The sequence below is a fragment of the Streptomyces sp. NPDC127114 genome (assembly GCF_042677525.1).
Classification (GTDB): Bacteria; Actinomycetota; Actinomycetes; order Streptomycetales; family Streptomycetaceae; genus Streptomyces.
Map to the genome: position 1 here is coordinate 149,473 of NZ_JBHXTJ010000004.1, position 21,171 is coordinate 170,643.

General features: G+C 71.3%; 19 protein-coding genes and 1 pseudogene. 10 read left to right on the forward strand and 10 right to left on the reverse strand.

The window, feature by feature from the left end; translation table 11 throughout:
* Nucleotides 1–22 precede the first annotated feature (22 nt).
* The 3 genes from ACFVGS_RS06215 to ACFVGS_RS06225 all read left to right on the forward strand — a co-directional run bounded on the left by ACFVGS_RS06215 (nucleotide 23) and on the right by ACFVGS_RS06225 (nucleotide 2,610).
* A complete protein-coding gene (locus ACFVGS_RS06215; RefSeq protein WP_385690858.1) occupies nucleotides 23–1,024 on the forward strand; it encodes a hypothetical protein in 1,002 nt (333 codons plus the stop codon).
* Between the two features lie 36 nt (nucleotides 1,025–1,060).
* A complete protein-coding gene (locus ACFVGS_RS06220; RefSeq protein WP_385690861.1) occupies nucleotides 1,061–1,594 on the forward strand; it encodes a hypothetical protein in 534 nt (177 codons plus the stop codon).
* Between the two features lie 257 nt (nucleotides 1,595–1,851).
* Nucleotides 1,852–2,610: an esterase/lipase family protein gene (locus ACFVGS_RS06225; protein WP_385690864.1), complete on the forward strand. Its 759-nt coding sequence runs from the start codon at nucleotides 1,852–1,854 to the stop codon at nucleotides 2,608–2,610.
* A gap of 83 nt (nucleotides 2,611–2,693) precedes the next feature.
* Here the strand turns inward: ACFVGS_RS06225 and ACFVGS_RS06230 are convergent, their stop codons facing one another.
* The 3 genes from ACFVGS_RS06230 to ACFVGS_RS06240 all read right to left on the reverse strand — a co-directional run bounded on the left by ACFVGS_RS06230 (nucleotide 2,694) and on the right by ACFVGS_RS06240 (nucleotide 7,647).
* Nucleotides 2,694–3,611, reverse strand: a complete 918-nt coding sequence (locus ACFVGS_RS06230) for a hypothetical protein (protein WP_385690867.1) — start codon at nucleotides 3,609–3,611, stop codon at nucleotides 2,694–2,696.
* Nucleotides 3,612–3,756: 145 nt separating this feature from the next.
* The gene (locus tag ACFVGS_RS06235) at nucleotides 3,757–6,741 is read right to left on the reverse strand and encodes an NACHT domain-containing protein (RefSeq protein WP_385690870.1); all 2,985 of its coding nucleotides are present in this window, start codon (nucleotides 6,739–6,741) and stop codon (nucleotides 3,757–3,759) included.
* Between the two features lie 321 nt (nucleotides 6,742–7,062).
* Nucleotides 7,063–7,647 carry an SMI1/KNR4 family protein gene (locus ACFVGS_RS06240; RefSeq protein ID WP_384414064.1) on the reverse strand — a complete coding sequence of 195 codons (585 nt, stop codon included), beginning with the start codon at nucleotides 7,645–7,647 and terminating at the stop codon, nucleotides 7,063–7,065.
* Between the two features lie 114 nt (nucleotides 7,648–7,761).
* On the opposite strand from ACFVGS_RS06240, the gene ACFVGS_RS06245 reads away from it, so the two are divergent.
* A complete protein-coding gene (locus tag ACFVGS_RS06245) occupies nucleotides 7,762–9,342 on the forward strand; it encodes a right-handed parallel beta-helix repeat-containing protein (RefSeq protein WP_385690873.1) in 1,581 nt (526 codons plus the stop codon).
* Between the two features lie 597 nt (nucleotides 9,343–9,939).
* Here the strand turns inward: ACFVGS_RS06245 and ACFVGS_RS06250 are convergent.
* Nucleotides 9,940–10,515, reverse strand: a complete 576-nt coding sequence (locus ACFVGS_RS06250) for an RICIN domain-containing protein (protein ID WP_385690875.1) — start codon at nucleotides 10,513–10,515, stop codon at nucleotides 9,940–9,942.
* A gap of 277 nt (nucleotides 10,516–10,792) precedes the next feature.
* Between ACFVGS_RS06250 and ACFVGS_RS06255 the strand changes: the two genes are divergently transcribed.
* On the forward strand, nucleotides 10,793–11,773 hold the full coding sequence (locus ACFVGS_RS06255) for an RNA-binding protein (RefSeq protein WP_385690878.1): 981 nt from the start codon (nucleotides 10,793–10,795) through the stop codon (nucleotides 11,771–11,773).
* A gap of 166 nt (nucleotides 11,774–11,939) precedes the next feature.
* On the opposite strand, the gene sigJ is transcribed toward ACFVGS_RS06255, so the two are convergent.
* Nucleotides 11,940–12,920 (reverse strand): RNA polymerase sigma factor SigJ, encoded by a 981-nt coding sequence (sigJ, locus tag ACFVGS_RS06260; protein WP_385690881.1) that lies wholly within the window; start codon nucleotides 12,918–12,920, stop codon nucleotides 11,940–11,942.
* A gap of 165 nt (nucleotides 12,921–13,085) precedes the next feature.
* On the opposite strand from sigJ, the gene ACFVGS_RS06265 reads away from it, so the two are divergent.
* Entirely contained in the window at nucleotides 13,086–13,718 is a 633-nt protein-coding gene (locus tag ACFVGS_RS06265) for an FMN-dependent NADH-azoreductase (protein WP_385690884.1), read from the forward strand.
* 267 nt (nucleotides 13,719–13,985) lie between these two features.
* Here ACFVGS_RS06265 and ACFVGS_RS06270 read toward each other — a convergent pair whose 3' ends face one another.
* Nucleotides 13,986–14,963 (reverse strand): ArsR/SmtB family transcription factor, encoded by a 978-nt coding sequence (locus ACFVGS_RS06270; protein ID WP_385690887.1) that lies wholly within the window; start codon nucleotides 14,961–14,963, stop codon nucleotides 13,986–13,988.
* An 89-nt stretch (nucleotides 14,964–15,052) separates the two neighbouring features.
* Here ACFVGS_RS06270 and ACFVGS_RS06275 point away from each other — a divergent pair.
* The 3 genes and pseudogenes from ACFVGS_RS06275 (at nucleotide 15,053) to ACFVGS_RS06285 (ending at nucleotide 17,822) form a co-directional block, all read left to right on the forward strand.
* Nucleotides 15,053–16,302: pseudogene (locus ACFVGS_RS06275) on the forward strand (MFS transporter).
* 159 nt (nucleotides 16,303–16,461) lie between these two features.
* Nucleotides 16,462–17,046, forward strand: coding sequence for a DinB family protein (locus tag ACFVGS_RS06280; RefSeq protein ID WP_385690890.1), 585 nt, complete (start codon nucleotides 16,462–16,464; stop codon nucleotides 17,044–17,046).
* Nucleotides 17,047–17,336: 290 nt separating this feature from the next.
* Complete coding sequence (locus tag ACFVGS_RS06285; protein ID WP_385690893.1) at nucleotides 17,337–17,822, forward strand: hypothetical protein; 486 nt, start codon at nucleotides 17,337–17,339, stop codon at nucleotides 17,820–17,822.
* A gap of 336 nt (nucleotides 17,823–18,158) precedes the next feature.
* Here the strand turns inward: ACFVGS_RS06285 and ACFVGS_RS06290 are convergent, their stop codons facing one another.
* Nucleotides 18,159–18,527 carry a hypothetical protein gene (locus ACFVGS_RS06290; RefSeq protein ID WP_385690896.1) on the reverse strand — a complete coding sequence of 123 codons (369 nt, stop codon included), beginning with the start codon at nucleotides 18,525–18,527 and terminating at the stop codon, nucleotides 18,159–18,161.
* A gap of 244 nt (nucleotides 18,528–18,771) precedes the next feature.
* Here ACFVGS_RS06290 and ACFVGS_RS06295 point away from each other — a divergent pair, with 244 nt between their 5' ends.
* Nucleotides 18,772–19,446 (forward strand): hypothetical protein, encoded by a 675-nt coding sequence (locus ACFVGS_RS06295; RefSeq protein ID WP_385690899.1) that lies wholly within the window; start codon nucleotides 18,772–18,774, stop codon nucleotides 19,444–19,446.
* Nucleotides 19,447–19,738: 292 nt separating this feature from the next.
* Here ACFVGS_RS06295 and ACFVGS_RS06300 read toward each other — a convergent pair whose 3' ends face one another.
* The 3 genes from ACFVGS_RS06300 to ACFVGS_RS06310 form a co-directional block, all read right to left on the reverse strand.
* Nucleotides 19,739–20,005: a DUF4235 domain-containing protein gene (locus tag ACFVGS_RS06300; protein WP_385690902.1), complete on the reverse strand. Its 267-nt coding sequence runs from the start codon at nucleotides 20,003–20,005 to the stop codon at nucleotides 19,739–19,741.
* Entirely contained in the window at nucleotides 20,002–20,241 is a 240-nt protein-coding gene (locus ACFVGS_RS06305; protein WP_385690905.1) for a DUF6479 family protein, read from the reverse strand. The genes ACFVGS_RS06300 and ACFVGS_RS06305 overlap by 4 nt, the downstream gene beginning before the upstream one ends.
* Before the next feature lie 486 nt (nucleotides 20,242–20,727).
* Nucleotides 20,728–21,159: a DUF2690 domain-containing protein gene (locus ACFVGS_RS06310; protein WP_385690908.1), complete on the reverse strand. Its 432-nt coding sequence runs from the start codon at nucleotides 21,157–21,159 to the stop codon at nucleotides 20,728–20,730.
* Between the last annotated feature and the right edge of the window lie 12 nt (nucleotides 21,160–21,171).

The following is a 21,171-nucleotide window of genomic DNA, read 5'->3' on the forward strand; positions in this document are numbered from 1 at the left end:
TCGCGGTACTGCGGGGGGCTGCATGTCGAAGAGCGCTGCCGTTCCGATCGGGCGGCTGGAGCACGTGCACCTGTCGGTCAGCCGGCATCCCGGCACGACGCTGTTCTCCCTTCTCACGGGTGTCTTCGGTGACCGGCCCCTGGGCATGCCGGAGGCATGGCGCCGGGGCGTCCGCGAGGCGGCACGGCCTGGCGACGCCGCCCTGATGCGGCCTCTGCTCTCTTCGGGCGCCCCGTGGTTCCCCGACTGCCTCGCGCTCGTGCGAGGGGTTCACGACGCCGGGCCCGCGGCGAGCACGACGGAGGTCGAGGACGAACTGGACGCCCTCGACGCCGATGAGCTTCAGCAGGAGATCGCCCGACGGTTCGGCGACGCCGTCCCCGAAGCCTGGCGGCAGATCGCAGACCGTCCCCGCAGCTTCGTCGACGCCTACCGGCGGCTGGCGAGCTCGGTCTGGTCCGGTTTCTCCCCGTTATGGCGGCGGGCGGACGGACTGCTCCTCCGCGAGGCGGAACGCGTCGGAGTCGCCTCGGTGACAGGTGGCCTTGACGCGATGCTCAACACCCTGGGCGCCGCCGTCCATTACGCCGACGGCCTGCTGGAGCTTCCCCACGCCTGTCCCTCGCACCACGTGGGCCCCGGCCGGCGCCGTCTGGTCCTGGCACCGCTCGCCTCGGGGTTCTCGGCCTGTGCGTACAGCGCCGAGGATCCGGACCTCATCTGGATCGGCTACCCGCTGCCCGGACTGGGGAGGCTGACCGAGGGCGCGGAGGCGGAGCGCCGTACGGCCTCCGACGCGCTGGGCCTGGTCCTCGGCCCGGTCCGCGCCACGATCCTCCGCGACGCCCACCGTCAGCCGTCGGTGTCGGAGACCGCCCAGCACGCACACGTCACGGTCAGCACGGCCACGTACCACTGCGGCCAGCTCGTGCGCGCGGGCCTGCTCCGGCGCACGCGCCGCGGCCGCGAGGTGCGACTCCAACTCACCGACAAGGGCGCCGCTCTGCTGGATCTGCTGTCCTGACGGGTCACTGTCAGTGCCCGTTCTTATGATCACCGCATGTCTGATGCCTTCACCGTTCTGTGGACCCAGGACACGTGCCGCGCGCTGCGCAGGGCCGGCCGTGTGGGGGAGCGGCCGCCGGTCGCCTTTTCGGGTGCCCACCAGTCCCTGCCCGCCTGGTCGAGCGCACGTGCCGGCGACGAGGTGTACGCGCTGCACGTCAACCGGTGCGAGGTGTTCGTGGTGTCCCGCATGCGCGTGGCCGACATGGAACGCGGTGACTGCTGCGGCACGCCGCCGACGACGTGGCGGGAGCCGGCGTTCCCCGGTCACGCCGACTGGGCGGCGCTCGGCGCCGGCGGTTGCGGCGCCACCGCGGTGCACGTCGACGCCACACCCGTACGTTTCGACACACCGGTACCCGGTGAACTGCTGGCGGTACTCACCTGGCGCAACGCCCGGGGCAAGACCCGCACCCTGAAGTACGTCGTCGACGGCCGCCTCGAGCGCTCCATCAGCCTCCAGGGCTTCTACCGCCTGACCCCCGAGTCGGCCGACGCACTGTCCGAACTCGTCACCAGCACCCCGTGAAAGCCCGCGGCACACCGTGAACGGCACCACCGATCCGACCGACCGGACCCCGAACACCTTCCCTTCCCACGCTGCTCCCGGCCCGCCGGCCGGGGTGAACGGCACCGGCCGCACGAGCGGCGACCCGTGCGTGGGCGCGAGACGAGGTCGACCGACCGACGGGCTGTCACGTTTCTGCGGTGAAACACCGCCACCGGTCGGGTGAGGCTGCACGCCGGGACCTGCCGCTCCTGTCACCAGCGCGCTACAAAGCGCGGGTGATCAGGATTCTGTCGCGGAGCCTGTTGCTCCTCCTCGCACTCGCGCCCGCTCTGCCCGCCGCCACCGCCGCGTCCGCCACCGCCGCGTCCGCCACCGCCGCGCCCGCCACCGCCGCGTCCGCCGCCGTCACAGCCGGCGCCGCGTCCGCCGCCGACAGCCGGCATCGGGCCGCGCGCCCCGACCCCATCGTCTTCGTCCATGGCTGGAACTCCGACGGTGCCACGTGGCGGACCATGGCCGACCGCTTCCAGGCCGACGGATGGCCCGCCGACCACCTCGATCGGTGGACCTACGACGCCACGCAGTCCAACGCCACCACCGCCGCACGGCTCGCCGAGGAGATCGACCGGGTCCTGCGGCGCACCGGCGCGACCAAGGTCGACCTCGTCACCCACTCCATGGGCGGACTGTCCTCCCGCTACTACCTCAGGAACCTCGAGGGCACGGCCAAGGTCGACGCATGGGTTTCCCTGGCGGGGCCCAACCACGGGACCGACGCCGCGCGCTGGTGCGGAGGCGCCCCGTGCGTCGAGATGCGACCAGGATCGGAGTTCCTGAACTCGCTCAACGCCGGTGACGAGACTCCCGGTTCCGCCCGCTACGCCACCTGGCGCTCACCGTGCGACCTGATCATCAGCCCCAGGGACAGCGTGGCGCTGTCCGGTGCCGTCAACACCGTCACCGCCTGCCTGGGCCACAGTGACCTGCACGGCGACCAGACGGTCTACGAGCAGGTCAAGAGGCACATCAGCTAGCGGAAGTGCCCGGGCACGAGAGTGCGCGGCGGCTCTGGCAGGGCTCGTACGCCCCCCGGAACGGGCAGAGCGCCGGACGGAGTTCAGTTCACCGGCATGCCGATGCCCGGCAGCCACAGGCGGCCGTGGTCGTTGACCGTCAGCTCCCAGGCCACCAGCTCGTCCGGACAGACCGAACCACGGCCACGGACGTCGGCGACCAGGAGCCGGGCCGCGGACCTTGCCGCCGAGGGGTCCTCGTCGGCGAACACCGCCCGCCACCAGCCGCCGTCGCGCTCCTGCCAGCCCCGCTCCCGCATGACCTCCTCCAGACCCGGCTCCTCGGCCGTGGTCCGGTGATCCACCATCAGCGACAACTGCCCCCGGTCCTGGCTGTAACCGACCCGCAGATGCCGCGGCCAGTCACGCGAGCACCCGACGACGAAGGACGCCCAGTCGCCCGGCAGCTGCACCGGCAGCTGTTCCATCCACGAGTCCAGGAGCAGTTCGAGCGAGGACTCGAGGTGCTCCCAGGACGCGGCCGTGTGGTGGCCGTCCCAGCGGAAGGCCGGCCAGCTGCGCCCCGGCCCCCGATGCAGCAGCCAGAGGTAGGGCAGCGCATCGAAGCCGTGTGGCTCCTCCGGCCGCCAGCCGACCGAACCCGATTCCACGGCGGTGTACTCCCGTCCGTGCAGGTCCGACGCCGTGTGCACCGAGAGCGTGGCGCCCTGCGGGCTGCCGGCCAGCAGCACGACGTGCTGCCCCGTGTGCCAGCGCACGCTGGGGCCGGCGGCCGAACCTCCGTACAGAGTGGGCTCGCCGAGCTCGGCGAACACCGCGTCGTACACCGGCCGCAACGCCTTACGCCGGGCCGCGCGGCCGGCCCCGGACGGGTACGGAGCGACGAGCACGGGCGGCGTGCCCAGGTGAGCCTCCGGACAGTCGTGCAGGGCGCGTGCGTGTGCGGCAGCACCTGCGGGACCGGGAATTCGGGGAAGGGAGGGGGACGTGCCGATAGCCATGGCGCCATCGTGCCAGGTGGCTGTCACCGTCCGGTGCTCGGCCTGGCGAGGGCGGGCCCCGCCCGGCCGGATGTCCGTGGAGGCGGGCCGCGCCTGGCCGGATGTCCGTGCAGGCGGGCCCCGCCCGGCCGGATGTCCGTGCGCCTCAGGGAGTGAGGACCTGGACCTGCTCTTGTGAGTCGACCAGTTCGATCCGTTCCAGGCCGGGAAAGACCGCGGTGACCTCGCCCGTCGTCGCCGTGCCGTCATGCACGAGGCGGACCGTCCTCACCGTTTCCAGGACGAGCCCGTCCGGGCACGAGGGAAGGTCCATCCGGTCGAGCGCGAGGACGCGCAGGCGGGGGAGCGCGGCGAGGGAGCGCCATGTGCCGGCGTCGGCGACGGGAGCCCGCCACAGGTTGAGCGAGGTCAGTTCACGGAACCGGCCGAGGGTTTCCAGACCGTCCTCGGGCCACACGGGCGGCAGTTCCAGGTGCTCGATCGGGGCGCGTGCGGGCAGGTCGGCGGTGGACCAACGGGCGTCGGCGTCCAGACCGAGGACGAGGGACGTCAGCCGGGTCAGCGCGGTGAGTGCCGACAGGTCCGGCCGGCTGCCGCCGCGCCGCATGCGGAGCTGGGCGGGGTCGCAGGCGCCGAGGAGTTCGGCGAGGGAGGGGTCGGAGACGCCTTCGGCGATCTCCAGCAGGGCGGGCCGGAGGCCGATCCGGAGGAGTTCCCCGGCGTGCTCGTCGTTGGCGACGAAGTAGCGGAGCCGGCTCGGGTCGAGCCGCGCCACCACCTCTTCGGCGTACGTCCGGCTCTCGAAGCGGTGCCACGACCAGATCAGCTGGGACCGGACGCCGAGCGACGGATGCCCGGCGAACCGGGCGAGGTAGGGGATCGCCGCGTCGGTCCGGATGTGGCTGGCGGCCGTCACCATCATCAGCGCCTCCTCGTCGCCGAGGCCCTCCGGATCGGACAGCAGGTCGAGGGCGAGGGGGCCCACCTCGCCCAGCACCCTCGCCTCCTGCTGCGTCCGGGGCGGGAAGACCTCCGAGGCGCGGTCCAGGACCGCCTGCCGCACGTGCGGAGCCACCTCCGTCACCTGGTCGAGGGCGGAGACGGCGAGCACCAGGATGCGCTGCTGGCCTCGACGGTCTTCGACGCGGTCAGCGGCCTTCATGAGCTCGTCCAGGAGCTCGGCGCACTCGCGGGGACGGGCATGGCCCAGCGCCATGCGGATGACGTCCTCCCACTGGTCGTCCTTCGCGTGCGCGGCGAGGACACCGATGTCCCACTGCTCGACCAACGCCTTGGCGGCCAGGTAGTCCTGGAAGGTGCGGTGGACGAAGTCGACCGTGTCGGCGGTCGGCTCGCGCAGCAGACCGCTGCGGTGGAGGAGATGGGTGAAGACCGCCCCAGGGTCGTACGCCGAGGCCTCCTGGACGGCGGGGACGGCGGAGCGTACGAGCGACTCGGCGTGCCGGCGGTCCATCTGGGTGCGCCCGTTGAGGGCCAGCCAGTACGCGAGCCGCTGGATGAGCTGGATCTGCGGGGCCTCGCCCAGTTCGACGCCCGTAGGGCTGCCCATGTCCCGTTCGCGGTCGCGGCGGCTGAGCAGCATGGACAGGGCTGCCTCGTACAGCGCCTTGCGGCCGCGCGGCAGGAAGCCGCGGCGGTCCCGGTGGAGGGCACAGATGAGGCCGCACATCAGGGGATTGGTGGCGAGCCGGGCGACGTCCTCGGTGGTACGCAGGGCGTCGAGCAGCGGCTGCTCGTACGGCGCGGCGGCCGGACCGGCGGCCTGGTGCCAGCGGCGTACGAAGGTGGTCACCTCGGTGCGCGTCATGGGGGACAGGGTGAGCTCGGTGAAACCGTCCGCAGCCAGCCACGCGTCGCCCACCGCGCTGGGGCGCGAGGTCACGAGCCAGCGGTTGCCGTCCCCGTAGGCGGCCAGCAGGTCGCGCAGCCACTGGCGGGCCCGGCCGCGTTCGGCCTCCGGGATCTCGTCTATGCCGTCCACCAGGACCAGGCCGCGCCCGGAGGTGAGGACCCGGTCGACCCAGCCGTCGGGCGCGGTGAGCGGACAGCCGGAGGCGGAGAGGAAGTGCGCGGCGGCGGGCAGCCGCTCACCGTGCCGGGTGAGGGTACGCAGGGGCAGGACGAAGGGGACGCGGCCGTGGAGATAGGCCATGCCCTCGGCCTGGTGCCCGGTCGCTGCGGACACGGTCAGCCACTGGACGAGGGTCGTCTTGCCGGAGCCGGCGAGGCCGCGCAGCAGGATCCGGTCGTGCTGGGCGAGAGCGAGGTCGGCGCGTACGGCACTGCTTTCAGGAGGCGTGGGATAGGCGAAGCCGTCCAGGGACGGTCCTTGGCCGGCGGCGTCGCCGGTCCGGAACCACTCCTCACCGTCCTGGAAGGATCCGTCCACCGATCCCGGCGCCGTCGCCTCCAGCGACAGATACGCCGCGTCGAGCGGCCACTGGTCCGGTGAGTGGTGCAGATCGATGCCGTAGATGACGAGCCGGCCGTGCTTCTTCGCCAGATGCGCGAGATAGCGGCGCTCGAAGTCGGCGTCCCGCACGTCGGGATGGGGGAGTCGGGCGAGGAGGACGTCGGCCTTGGCGTGGAGCGCCGACTGGCCGCGGGACTGCTCCACGAGGGTGCGGGGCACGAAGGCGGAGCGCTGGGTGAAGAACTCCAGGATGTGACGGCAGGCCCAGACGGTGACCGCGTCCAGGAAGTGCAGGGACGCGGTGGCCAGGCCGTCGGGGCACGGCGCGGCGGCGCGCAGGCGCGCCGCCAGGGCCTCGTGGCCGAGCGCCACGGCCTGGACGTCGTCCATGTCGAGGTCGCCGAGGGCGATGAGGGTGGCCGCGAGGGCGTCGGTGACGGCCTCGGCCTCGTCGGCGGGGAACGGCTGCTCGCCCGGCCCCGCGGCCGCCCGCTCCACCAGGGTCGCGGCGAGGCGGCGGACGTCCTTCTCGGTCAGGGTGCGCTTCTCGCCGCGGAAGGAGACGAGTGAGGACAGGCGTACGCGGCGGGCCTGGCCGGGAAGGCCGGCGCCCGGCCCGTCGGCGGCCAACAGCTTCCGGAGCAGCGGGCCGAGCGCGCCCGACGCGAGACGGGTGCCGATGACTGCCGGATCCATGGGTGCCTTCCCGCTCTTTCCTGTACGTCCTCAAAGGCGTCAGCGTAGTGCTCGACGCTGTTTTCGCAGGCGGTGGTTGCGTATGCGGGTGCGATCGTAGGTGACGTCACCATCCGGGTGGCTCCGGCCACTTGGGGCCGGGGGCCCCGGGGGCCGCGTGGGGCCGGCCCGGCCACCTGGGATGCCCGGCCGCCTGGCCGCCTGAGGGCCGCTCCGGGCCGCCTGAGGCCGCTCGTGCCGCCCGTGGCCCGAGTGGGGCCGCCTCGGCCTTCCCCGGACAGCAGGCCGACCAGACGGGTCCCCGCCCCCCCCGCAGCACGGTCAAGCGTCCGCGAACCACGGGCGGCGCTCGGCCCAGTGCGTCACCCACCCGGTGAAACCGGGAATGCCGGGCATCAGGGCGTCGGGAGCGTGGGTGCCGAAGGGTATCGCGCCCTCGCCGGCGATCTGCCAGACCTGGCCGCGCTGCGAGCCGGTGACGATCAGGTGCCAGTACATGCCGCAGCCGTCGGTGCCCAGCAGCAGCGAACCGTGGTCGAACACGGCGTTCGTCCGGGCGGCGAACTCCTGCTCCGACAGTTCGGTCTCGTCGTCCTCCCAGAGCCACGCCTCCGTCAGGGGGAACGGCTCGGCGAGCAGACGTTCGGGGCGGCCCTCGCCCCAGTCCGGCGGCGTCTGCGCGAGGGGCAGCAGGCCGTAGTACGGCGGTCCGGCGCGCAGCCCGTCGCTGACCTCGGCCGCGAACGTGCGGTACGGCTCCGGGAGCACGACGGCGTGCTCCGCCTCGAAGGACCGCACCGCCTCCCAGCCGGCCGGCGGTGCTGCCTCGGGGTACGACGCGATGACCTCGCGGAGGGTCGCCAACTCCACCGGGTCGCATGTCTCCGTGTTCATGCGGGTCATCATGCAAGATCCGGGGTGTGCGCTCGCCGGGGCGGGACCCGCACCGCTGACCCGCGGCGCGCTCGAACGGGCTCTGACGTACGCTCCTGCGGTACGTCGACGACGGGGGAGTGGCTGATGGAACGCCGTACGGTGATGCTGGGCATGGGCGCGTTCGCGGCGGCATGGGACGGCGGGGCGGTGCTGGGGGCCACGCCCGCGGCGGCCGCCGGCCGAGGTGTCGTCGTCGACGTCACCGCTCACGGCGCCAAGGGCGACGGGTCCACCGACGACACGGCCGCCTTCCAGGCCGCCCTCGCCGCGGTCAGGGACGTAGCCGGCGGCGCCACGTTGCTGGTCCCGCCCGGCACGTACCCGATCGGCACGAGCCTCGTTCTCGGTGCCGGCACCACCGTCTCCGCGTACGGCGCCCGGATCGTCCGCAACAAGGACAGCGGTGCCCTGCTGAAGAACTTCGACTCCGTCACGCCCGCCTACGGCTACGAGGGCGCCGGCGACATCGCCGTCCTCGGCGGCACCTGGGACATGCGAGGGGCGCTGTTCAGCAAGCAGAGCGACGCCATCGGCTTCGCCCACTGCTCCGGCGTCCTGGTGAAGGACTGCACCTTCCTCGACACCCCCTCCGCGCACGCCGTCGAGCTCAACGCGGTCCGCGACGCGGCCGTCGTCGACTGCGTCTTCGACGGGCTCCACCCCGGTGACGGGGCAAGCCTCACCACCAAGGAAGCCATCCAGATCACCTGCGCCACCGAGGGCAACCTCCCGGCACCCGGCTACGACGCCACCCCCTGCGAGGACATCCTCATCACCGGCTGCACGTTGCGCGCCGGTACCACCACCGGGCCCTTCGGCGCCCTGTGCGGGGACCACTGGGGCGCCAAGGGTGTCCACCACCGGCGCATCCGGGTCATCGCCAACACGGTCGAGTGGAGCGGTGCCTTCGGCATCCGCGCCGCCGACTGGCAGGACTCGGTCATCGCCGACAACACCCTCACCGGCATCGCCCTGCACGGCATCTACCTCAATTCGCCCCAGGGCAACGCCCTCAGCGGCATCACCGTCTCCGGGAACACCGTGCGCGGCGTGGACGGCAGCGGCGGCATCTCCGTGACCGTACCCACCGGCGGCGCCCGCCACCGCGACCTGGCCGTCGTCGGCAACACCGTCGAGTCCGTGAAGGGCGAGGCCGGCATCTACGCCACCCAGACCGACGGCCTCACCATCGCCCGCAACACCGTCACCGCCACCGTACGGCTCACCGCCACCGGCAACAGCCAGGGCATCCACGTCCAGAACTCGCCGAACGCCCTGGTCACCGGCAACAGCGTCACGAACGTCCAGGGCGACGGCATCGGCGTCGACAGCGGCGCCACCGGCACCCTCGTCGCCGACAACACCGTCACCACCACCACCGGGTACGGCATCAACGCGGGTGTCAGCGGAGCCACCCTGCGCGGCAACCGCATCACCGGCGCCACCACCTACGCCGTACGCGTCGGCGGCAACGCGGCCGGCACCTTCGTCCAGTCCACGACCGTCGACCAGGTCGTCGGCGGCACCTCGGGCGCGGCGATCGGCGTGATGGCGGGTTCCACCGGCACCTGGCTCGTCGGCAACGACCTCACCGCGCGCGGCACCGGCACCCCGGCCATCGCCGACAACGGCACCGCCACCACCCTCGTCCAGAACCTGACCTGACGGGCCGCTCACCTCGCCCCACGGACACCGGCCGCCGCAGGTTGCGCCGAGGACCCCGTACCCATGGTGGCCCCGCCCGGCACACGGCGCCGTCGAAGGCCAAGTGGCCCGCCCCGCCCGTGAACGGCACCTACGACGCCGGTACGAGCGTGTCGGCCGCGCGAACGCGGTGGAGGTGGACGAGAACGTCGTAGGCCCGGCCGAGGGCCAGGGTGGGCTGGGGGCGAGGGGTGAAGGTCGAACCGGCGTCGTACACCGGGCGTGCCTGGTCGAGCCAGGTCAGGCGTGGCCGACGCGGGCGCGCGCGTCCGGCCCGCCGCCATGCCTCCAGCCCCCTGCCGGACGCCTCCGTTCGCTGGTCACCGGAGCCGGCGGTCTTCGCACAGACCGTAGAGTCGGGAATGAACTCCCGGAACTCTCGCCTGCCCACAGCGGCGCGCAGCAGCGGTCTTCGCCAACGCCGGGGAGGCGATCCAGAGGCTCACACCGTCCAGGCCAACGGCGCCTGAAGGTCCAGCCGTCCGCGCCCCCGAGCGGGTCGGCCGCCCCGCACCCGCAGCCGCAGCTCGAGAAGACTCGGTCACTAGACAACCCAGGTCATTGCCAGGGCTTGAACGACCACTTCGGGGGGCTCTCGGTGCAGGCCTGGTACACGACGGGGGTGCCGTTGCGCTGTTTCCCGCTCGGCACGCCGACGCAGTGCTCGCTGCCGATCTCGAAGCGGTCCCCGTGTCCGGTCAGCCCCCACTCCGTGCTCAGGTTCTGGTCCGAGCAGTCCGCCTGCACGATGTCGACGCCCGGATCGAAGCGGTCCCCCGCCAAGGCGAGGCACTTGTCGCTGTGCTGGGCCCGGAGCTTGACGAAGAGGACGTGGTCGGTCTGCTGGTCGGCCGGTCGGTCCTCCAACTGCCCGACTGGGGTGTCTCCGACGTCCGTGACTCGCCATCGCTGGTCGGTGATTCCCAGGCAGTCCCACAGGACCACGTCCGCGCCGGAGCGCTGGGAGGATCCCGGGACGGCCAGGCACTTGCCGTCCGGGCTGCGGATCTCGTAGTACTGCACGGCGGCGTGAGCCGGGCCCGTGCCCAGGACACCCAGGGCCAGGGACTGCGCGGCGAGGATCCCGAAGGCTGCGGCCACGCGGGCCGCGGAATGCCGGGGCATGCCCGTCATAGGTCCTCCTTCGGCCATATGGGCTACCTACGAAACGAAGCTAGTCGCCCTCCACGAGCCACTGGGGCTTGGACGCGTCCATTCGGGTGATGGCGCCAGGCGTCCGGGCTCACCGCGAGCCCGCCAGTGCGCACGCGGTTCCGCGTCGCACCGCCGAGCCGAGTTGCTGGCCGGCACCGCGCGCTGACCAGTCGGTTTCCGAGTCGTCTTGCAGCATGTCGACGCCGCGTCTCAAAACCCGTGGCAGTTCCCCAGGCCGGCGCCGGAAAATGCCGGTGTGCAGCTCTCCTATGTCTACCGCGTGACGAAGTACGACCCCGCCGACCGTGACGAGTACGGGGACTACACCGGAGCCGAGGACGTAACCAGCGATCATGGCGAGGTCGAGGCGGCCTATCTTCACGCGATTCAGGCGTTCGCCGCGGATTCGGGCGTCGACCGTCTGTCTGTGCGCGAGCCGGGGATCTCGTCGTTCGTCCATTTCGGTGTCGAGCCGCCTCTCAGCGGCTTCGGTCTCGGCACACTCCTTCCGGGCGGACTTGCCGGCTTCTACGACGGGGCAGAGGTGTCGCTGGACACCGGGTTGGAGCTGGTCCGGCTCATGCTGCGGGACAGTGGCGCCTGGTGCAGGCTGGAGGTCGAGGGGGCGTTCGCGGTGCACGTCGGATGGGACCAGTACGTCTACGTCGAAAGCGGTCAGCCCTGCCACGCGGCACTTGCCCGCTCCCGAGAGCTCGGGCTTTTCCCGGAACGCCTGGATGTGTCTCCCTACGATTTCGAGCCCGACGAGGACGGCGTCCTACGGCCGGGCGACGACGAGTTCTGGGCGAGACTGCGCAGGGAAGTCGCCAGCGGCCGCGCGGGACTCCTGGAAGAGATCTACGTTCACAGCGCTTCACGATGGCATCCCCTCACCAGCGACACCGTCGACGCGGTTCGCGCCGCCCTCGCTCCCCGCGCGCGCCTGTCCGTGTGGCCAGACCTCTCCTCCGACACCGCCGCTGTTCTCGAAGCCCTGCCGACGGAGGGGCTCGTCGAAGGCGTCTGGCAGGACATGGACGGCCAGATCCACAGCGGTGTCGCTGACGAAGGCGAGTTCCCGGAGCTGGCTGCCCGGATCGCCGGTGCCCATGCTGCAGCGGTTCTGCCCGTGTACGCCGACGAACGGCGCCCTCTGCTCTCGGCTGTCATGCCTGACAGCGACGGAGTCGTGCGGGCTCGCTGGCAGGCTGAGCGCTCCCTCGACGACCCGGCGTAACCCACAGGCACCCTCGACGGGCCGCACGCCTTCGTCGCCCTTGCGCGTGATGGCACGTTCAGGCCCAGACCCCGCAGGGCACGGGTGTCGCCGAAGGATGTGTGCAGCCCTTCGGCGACCACGATCTGATCAGGCTCGACCCCTCCACCGGATGCCTCGTACGCGGTCATGACCGACTCCGGCCGGCACGGACCTGGACGACTGGCTCAGCTCCCGCCGTCCAGCCGCGGAGCTTCTCGGGGTTACGGATCACCCAGAGGCACTTGATCTTCCGGTCGACGACATCGAACGCGAACACCGTCACGATGACGCCGTCCTGCTCCGCCACCACGCCGGGCTGACCGTTGACCGTACGTTCCAGGAACGCCATGTCGCCGGGCCTGCGGCGGGCGATCTCGACCAGGGCGCGCGCGACCTGCTCGCCGCCTTCGATGGGGTCCAGGAAGGTGACGGCGAGGCCGCCCCCGTCGCCGATCGCCGTGGCGTCGGGGTCGAGAAGGCCGATGAGGGCGTCGATGTCCTTCGCTTCCCATGCCTGCTTGAAGTCTCTGACGATGCCGGCGCGCTCGGCCGACGAGGGCGCGGAGGCCTGTGCGGCCCGGACCCGGCGGCGGGCCGACGAAGCCAGCTGGCGGCATGCCGCCGGCGTGCGGCCGACGATCTCGGCCACTTCTGCGAAGGGGTAGCGGAAGACGTCGTGCAGGATGAACGCGACGCGTTCGGCCGGAGTCATCGATTCGAGTACGACCAGAAAGGCAAGGTTCACCGACTCGTCCAGGGTGACCCGGTCAGCCGGGTCGACGGCCTCGCCGCCCGGCCGCCCGCCGATCCACTCCGTCGGTTCTGGCAGCGGTTCGGGAAGCCAATGCCCCACGTAGGTCTCGCGCCGGGCCCGTGCCGAGCTGAGCACATTGAGGCAGATGCGGCTGGTGACCGTGGTCAGCCAGGCACCGGGGGACTCGATGGCGTCCTGCTGCCGCCGAGACATGGCGTACCACCGGCTGTAGGTCTCCTGCACGGCGTCCTCGGCGTCGGCGAGGGAGCCCAGCAACCGGTAGGCGAGATTGATCAGATGGCGCCGCTCGCTCATGATCGCGTCGAGTCCTGGATCCGGCCGGCGCAGTTCTGGCACGGATGGTGTGGTCATCGTGACGGCTCCTCGGTCGTGTCTGCCTACGCCTCACCGACAAGACAGCGTGCCGAAATGTGAGGCCGCCGCGTCACCTGACATTCCACGGCGTCGTGTTGTCGAACAGTCGAGACGAACTCGCCCGCCCGCCGCGTCGCCGGCGGCAGCACGCAAGGAGACACCATGAGCCTGTTCCGGCTTGACGCCAGCATCCGTCCGGACACCTCGGCCGGCGCCGAACTGGCCGACATCGTGGAAGCCCAGTGGACCGCGGCCCACCCGGACAAGCCGGTGGTACGCCGCCATCTGGGCACCGATCCGCTGCCCGCCGACGCCTGGGCACATGCCCACGCCGGTGCCTTGACGCCCGACGCCGACCGCACTCCCGCCCAGCGCGACGCCCGCCTGCTGGCCGAGTCGCTCGTCGCGGAGCTGGAGGTGGCCGAGGCGGTGGTGCTGGCCGTGCCGCTGTACAACTTCGGTGTCTCCCAGCACTTCAAGACCTGGGTCGACCTGGTCATCGCCGGGGCGCCCCTGGGCAGTCCGGTACTCAAGGACAAGCCGACCGTCCTGATCACCGTGCGAGGAGGCGGCTACGGCCCCGGCACCCACCGCGACGGCTGGGACCATTCCACCCCTTACCTCAAGCGCATCCTCGCCGACGTGTGGCAGGCCGACCTCACCGTCATCGAACGCGAGCTCACTCTCGCCGCCACCGCCCCCGGCATGGAACACCTCCAAGACCTCGCCGCCGACCTCCACGCCGAGGCCATGGCCGCGGCGCGCGACGCCGGCCGTGAAACCGCGGCCAGGTGACGCCCGCCTGCTCCGGTGCGCCTCACGGTCGTCTCGAACCGTCGCCCTGCGATCGCTGAGGTACCTGGCTGACAGACAGGGCCGTGTTCCGGCGACGGATGCCTGGGCGACGGCCTGCCGGCTGCCGAGCCTGTGCGCGCACCTGCCGTACGCGGAGTCCGGCCAGCCCAAGCCCGGGCCCCTCCGCCTCGGCCCCGCGCCCGACCTGGCCGCAGCTACGTGATGATCAACTGACGGCAGCTCAAACAACACTGCTGATCGGAGCCGTCAGCCCGAACCGGCGACCAGTGCCTCGCCGAGCGGGGTGCGCCGGTAGAGCACCGACCGTCCGGACCGGGCGCGGACGAGCAGCCCCGCGCCTCGCAGGATGGCGAGGTGGTCTCCTACCGCGCCGGGTGCCATGGCGAGGCTTCGGGCGAGGTGGCTGGTGCTGGCCGGGGCGTCCAGCGCCACCAGCAGCCGGGCCCGGGCCCGGCCGACCAGAGCGGTCAGCGCGTCGGGGCGGGGGAGGGGCTGCTGTTCGTCCCACAGGGCGGCGGTGCCGCGGGCGGGATAGACCAGGGTCCTGGGCCAGGGGTCTTCCAGGTGGGCGGCGACGTTTCCGACGAAGACCGAAGGGATCAGCAGGAGCCCGTCGCCGGCGAGGCGGATGGTTCCGCCCCGGAAGAACCCGAGTTCGATACCGCCGGCGTGCCAGGCGATGCCCGGGTGCAGGCCCTCGATGGTCGTGGCCCATCCGTGTTCGCCGATCACCCCCACCCGGTGCACGACATCGCGCTCGCAGATCGCGCGCAGTTGTGGCCAGTCCGGGGCGAGCAGCTCCTGCCACGCCTGGTCCATCGACTCGGCGATCCTGGAGACGGCGTCCGGCGAGTCCAGCACCGCGCGTACACGAGGATCACGGGCGGACGGGCCGGTCGCGGTGGCGGCGAATTCGTGGCGGGCGGCTTCCAGCGGTGTGGCCCGGATCGTGGCCAGGTCGTCTGCCCAGGACTGGTTGAGGGCGCGCGGGGGCGGGGCGACGAAGTTCGGTCCGCCTTGCGGGGCCTGCAGGGCGAGGGCGGCGTCCAGTTCGGTCTCGCGGCGAAGCCGTTCAAAGGCCGGCATGAGCCGGGAGGCCCAGGCGCGCGGCAGCGGCCGGTCGTGGCCGGCGAGCGAGCGCAGCAGTAGGCAGAGGTCCAGCGAGGGGGAGAGTGCGAAGCGGCTGCGCAGCAGGTCCTCGACGGAGACTTCGAAACGCAGCACCCTGCCATGCTACCGCGGCCACCCGGCTCCGATTCGTCCAGCGACGAATCATTGGTGAGTGGCGTGGGCGCACGGCGAGGCTGGGCGTCATGACCCCAACCGCCGAAACCGCGCAGGGCAACCAGCGTGCCACCTACGGGGAAGTGCTGGCCGAGCCACGTTTCCGGCTGCTCTTCTCGACCCGCGCCGTCGCGATCACTGCGGGCTCGCTGCGGATCACCACGTACTCGGTGCTGGTCTTCGCAGCCACCGGCTCCGCGCTGCTGAGCGCCCTGGCCTTCGGTATCGGCTTTCTGCCGCAGTTGTTCGGCTCGCTGCTGCTGGGCTCACTGGCCGACCGGCTGCCGCCCCGCGCGCTCATCGCCGGCGGCTACGCCTTGGAGTGCGCCGCCGCCCTGCTGCTCGCCCTGGTGCAGATGCCGGTCGCGGCAAGCCTCGGTGTCATGGCGCTGGTCGCCCTCACCACACCGGTGTTCGGCGGAGCGTCGAGTCGACTGGTCGCGCAGTGGCTCAAGGACGACGCCTATGTACTGGGCCGTTCGCTGAACAACATCGCCTCCTCTGGCGCGCAATTGTTCGGACTGGCGCTGGGAGGTGCGGTCGTCGCGTTACTCGGCCCGCACCGGGCGCTCGCGGTAAGCGCCGCCCTCTACCTAGGCTGCGCGCTCGCCATCCGCCTCCGGCTCCCCCGGCTGGAGCGGGGAGAGCCCGACGGCCCACCCGGCAGCGCTCGGGGCGACGGCGGGGCCGTCCGGGCAAGCCTGTACGGGGCCGGCCTGCTGCTGAAGGTCTGATCGTCGCCTACGCGGGAGGGCACCGCTCCGGGCCCGGCTGGTACGCGGTGCTGATGGGCTGTCTGCCGGTCGGCATGCTTGTCGGCGACCTGCTGGTGGGCCGACTGCTACGGCCGCTCACCCGGGAGCGACTGGTAGTCCCGCTGACTGCGCTGACGGGACTGCCGCTGGTCGGCTTCGCCACCGAGCCCGGAGTGGGCGTCTCCGCCTGCCTGCTGCTGCTCAGCGGCTTCGGATTGGCCTACGGTCTCGGCCTGCAACGGCCGTTCCTGGACGCCCTGCCGCAGGACGGCCAGGGCCAGGCCTTCGGCCTGCTCGGCTCCGGCAGCATGACGCTGCAGGGCGTCGGGCCGGCCTGCTTCGGCTCGGTGGCCGCAGGCATCGGAACCGGCGGCGCAATGGCCCTCGCAGGCGGCGCGGCGGTGCTCACCGCCGGCTGGATCCTCGCCTGGCACGCGCCCGCCTCCCCGCTCCCCGTCCGGAAAGACTCAACGGCACCAGAGAACGGCACCGGACAACATGCGTGCAGTTCTCCTGCACGGTAACCGTCGCAGGCCGGGCCGGCCGCGAGCCGTCCCCCTGGGACAGCATTCATCTCCCGGTAGCTCATCGTGTACGGAGTCCTCAGCCTCGGCTCCGCCAGCCGTTGCGGACCACGTACGGGATCTTGAAACCACGAACAGCCCACGGAAGGTTCAGGCAGCATGATCGACGAATTCGCGAAGGACAACCTGCACGGGAGACTGCGGCGGGACCGCAAGGCGCTGCTGTGGAAACTCGACGGCTTGTCCGAGTACGACGCCCGCCGTCCTCTGACGGCGACCGGCACCAACCTCCTCGGCCTGGTCAAACACGTGGCCACCGTCGAGGCCAGGTACTTCGGCGAGGTCTTCGACCGCCCTTCCCCGGAAGGGCTGCCCCGATGGCAGGACTACGACGGCAGCGATCTGTGGGCGAGCGAGGACGAGACCCGCGACCAGATCATCGGGTTCTACCGGCGCACGTGGGAACACGCGGACGCGACGATCAACGAGCTGCCCCTCGACGCCCCCGGCCATGTGCCCTGGTGGCCGGAGCCCTCTCCCAACACGAACCTGTTCGCCGTCATGGTCCACGTCCTCGGCGAATCCATCCGGCATGCCGGACACGCCGACATCCTGCGCGAGGCCCTCGACGGCCGCACCGGGCTGCGCCCCGAATACGAGCAGCAGATCGACGCGGAAGCCCGTGCGGCCTACTGCGCGAAGATCGAGCAGGCCGCCAGATCGGCCGCAGCAACCAAGCCCTAACCGGTCACACCAGCCAGTCCGAAGCGGCCCCCCTGCGGGCGCATACGACCTCCGAGCACCCGGACACCTGATAGGCCCGCGTCACCCGATGTGGGCGTTCAGTACGCGCCCTTGTCGTTCTCGTCCAGCTTGAGCGCGTCCGGCGTCCGGCGTTCGGCGTCCGGCGTCCGTCAGCGGGGCGGGGCGCCGGTGGCCGGGGTGTCGAGGGGGACACCGCCGCAGAGACCTGCGTTCCTTTGTGCAGGGGAATCGGGGGTGCGATGGGTCGGCGAGCCGGGCAGCATGGCGGGATGACCGACCTGCTGTGGGATGACGTGGAGTGCTTCGTCGACCTGGACGTGATGGGGGCCTTGCCAGACGTACGCGTCCCGGACGCGTCAGTGGAGGAATGGCAGGCGGTTCTCGATCTTGTGGGGGAGAAGGGCTGGAAGCACCAGTACTCCGAAGGAGAGCTGGTGCTTCCAGTGCCGCGGGCGGAGGACGTGCTGTCTCGCCCGCCGGATGCCGAGTGCCCAGCCCTGCGGGTCTGGCCGACGGACGATGTGCTGGCGATCTTCCGCTTTCATACCGATCAGGAAGTCGACTTCGACCTGGATCTGCGGGAGCTGCAAGGCCAGGATCGTCTTGATGTGTTCTGCGGCTTCCTCCGGGAGATCGGGCGGCGGCTGGGCAAGTCGGTGCTGATGGATCCGGAGGGCGACCATGGCCATCCGGTACTCGGCTACGACGCCGAGGCGGATCGAGTCGTTGTCCTCGCGAAGTCGCCGGTCAGGTGACTTCGCGGGCGAGGGCTCGTAGAAGGTTCACGCGCGGTAGACGAATCGGGGCGTCAGCGCGACACCTGGCGAGGCAGGCACGCGGGCGTGGTTCTCCATCGGCAACAAGGGAGCTCTGCAGGTCTCCTGGTCCATGAGCTGGCCCTCTTGCGTTGCATGAGCCTCAACGCCCGCCCTCCGACAAGCGTGGGCTTTCGGCTGCATCCTGCGATGCCCCCGCCAGCCGCGCCGCACCACGGGGCGGCGCGCCGGACCACGCCTGAGCAGGTTAGCTGGGGTGGGTCGGTTCCGGTGCGGGGGCCGGGGGCCGGGTGCCTGGTGATGCGGCGGGCGGGGCTACAGGGGGCAGTTGGGAAGCGGGTTGGTCTCGCTGTAGATGTCGATGTCCCGCATGTAACCCCACTGGCCGTTGTCCGCCTGCGTCCACACCCATCGCCTCGGGTGCGGTCCGCCGATGTAGTCCCCGTTGTCGGACTTGCACTCGAACCAGCTGGTTGTGGTGTACATGTAGCCGACGATCTCGCCGCCGAACTTCGACTGGTACACCGGGGCGCCGTAGACGTTGTTGCAGTACCAGCGGCCGGTGTTCCAACAGTCGGAAGCGAGTTGCCCGGCGGAGGCCGTGGGCGCGGTCAGCGCAAGCGAGGCGCCGGCCACCAGCGCCGCCAGCGCGGTCTTCACCGCCCGTATGCCGTACATGGTCATGTCTCTCCCTCGATAGGTGACGGTTCCGGAGCGGGACGGGCGGCGCACCCGGCAGGCGGCCGCGGGACCCCGCCTGCGGAAGTCTGGCGCGGCATGCGCAGCCCCGACAGCTTTTCGAAAGCCCTCGAAACGAGGGAGGACGGGCGTGAGGCGGTGTACTTGCCTCCTATCGACCCGTGCTTCCGTCCAGGTGGGAGCCGGTAACTTTCCGGAGCCTGGAGCCAACCACGGTCGTCCACCGGGCGTGGACGGTGTCTGGCTACGGTCGCTCGACTCCGGCGCCGCCGGCGCTGGACCGGCGGACGGTGGCGACCAACCTGATACTGCGCCGGCCCGGCAGTTCGTGGGCGCGCCCTGGCGCCAGGGTCAGGCCGCCAATCGCAAGCGCCTCGGCAGCTGCGGAAGCAGACCACCTGCCTTCGACCGTGACGCCTGCACAAAAGCGGCGCAACACGGTCGAGCGCTGTATCAGAGACTCAAGCAGTGGCGCGGCCTGGCCACTCGCTATGACGAGACCGCCACCGTCTACCTGGCGGCACACTCCATCTCGCCGGCATCTTCATCCCGCCTGCGGGCTGACTGGAAGCCGCCTTTGGCACAGAATGATCGCGTGCTTCCTCCTCGACTGCTGTGGTGCGATCCTCGGCCCATCCCCCCGTTCAACCGTCAGGAACCGGTGAAACTGATCGTCCGGGACCCCGGTTTCTACGAGCCGACCGACGAAGACGACTGCACGGTGTTCTCGTACTTCTGCCAGGCGCATGACCGCTTCTACCAGAGCGAGGCCTGCGGGGAGGGACCGCATCTCATGGCTCTGCACTGTGAAGCGCACGGGCCCGAAAACATGTGGCCACAACCACTCACACTCACGTTTCCCGAAGGCTTCGAGCCTCCGCTCAGCGAGGCGCAAATCAGCTGACTGCAGGCAGAGTGGGATGCCGCTTAAGGAGGACCCTTGGGCACGTGCCAACACCCGTGCCTCCCACGGTCCACCGACGGCAGCAGACGATGTCCGTTGAGAAGCGCTCGCAGCCCAGGCAGCGGAACCGCAGCGGGCAGGCGTGGCCGCCCGCCACGACGAGGGAGGGCTCCCGGCACACGCCGTAGCGGGTGGCGACACCTACAGCTACAGCGGTGGTGCCCGCTCGCGCACGCCAGGCTCAGGAGGCTAAAGCCAGCCTCAAGAAGGCAAGAGGCGCAGAGGGCGGGGCTCAAGCGGGCCAGGTGCCCGTGAGGCGGCGCAGCGCGGTGGCCCCGCCGCGGGCGACGGCGGCTTTGACGAGGGCGAAGAGCGCTCCCTGGAGGGCCGCGGCGAGCAGCACCTCGTTCCAACGGCGTTCCTCGTCGGTGGCCTTGGGGGCCTCGTCCTCGTGTCGCAGCAACTGCCACGTCTTCTTGAACGCGGCTCCGGCGAGCAGGCCGCTCGCGGCGCCGAAGGCCAGTGAGGCGGGTCGGTAGGCGAGGGCGGAGACCTTCATCGCTGTCGCTTCCCTCCCGAATCGGGTGCTTCGGAGTCGTGTGCTGCCTTCTCGCGCGTTGTTCCGGGCGGCTGCCGGACCCCGCCCGTGGGCCGGCGTCTGCGGGCGACTCGTTTGCTGCCCCACCAGAACGCACCGAGCAGCACAAGCACCACGACGAGCCCCACCAGGATCATCAGCAGCGACGGCGTCCCGGAGGCGGCGAGCGGCAGGGCCGCGGGAGCGATGGGTGTCATCTCAGGCTTCCTTTCGCTGCGACGATGAGCGGTCGCGTCCCGAGTACCCCGGGCGACGGACCGCATGCGTCTCACTCCCGTGCCCCGCACTCCCGTGCCCCGCACTCCCGTGCCCCGCTCGCCCGATGCGCCCCACGCGCTCACGTGCCCCCTGGTGTCCCGTACGACGAGTCCGCTACGGTACGTGAAGGTCCAGTCACAGGCGTCCTGGCGCACGTGGGCAGATGGTGTCTGATCACGCATGGCCAGCAACATGGCAGGGACGCTCCCGCCGCCGAGCCGCGGTCGGACAACTTCCGAGCTGCCGGCACCTCCGCGAGGCGGGCGACGGCTTCGCCGGCCAGTGACGAACGGTTCCCGGCCTCGCCCTCGCCGCCTTGCCCTCGCGGGAGGAGGCACTCTGCGGCGCCCGCCCGGCGGCCGACCTGACCGGCCGGACCCGAGCGCGCGAGGAACTCCGCGGCGCCCCCCGCCCGCGCGTTTCGCTCAGTACCAGCCGGTGCAGGCCAGATGGTCCTGGGACTCTCCGCACGCCCGCATGTAGTGGCCGTCGTCGTCCCAGGCCGTGGTGTACACGCTGCCGCCGGACCTGATGGAGGTGTAGCCCAGCCAAGGCTGCCACCCGCCGTTCTGTGTTTCTTGCCAGGTCCATGCCCTGTCCACCCAGAGGGTGTCCCCGACACGACCCATCACGATCCGGCCCCAGGCACAGGTCGTGTCCGAGTCGTATCGCAGTTGGCAGACGGAGCCGCTGGGGAACCGCAGCTCCCTCACCGTTGTGCCGGACAGGTTGAACGGACTCTGACCGTCGACGCATGTACCCACCTGCTGTGCCTGGGCGGCCTGCGGCAGCGCAACGGCCAGCCCTGCCAGGCTCGCCGTCAGGGCGAGGAGCACCCTCAGCTTGAAGCGACGCATTCCTGCGATCCC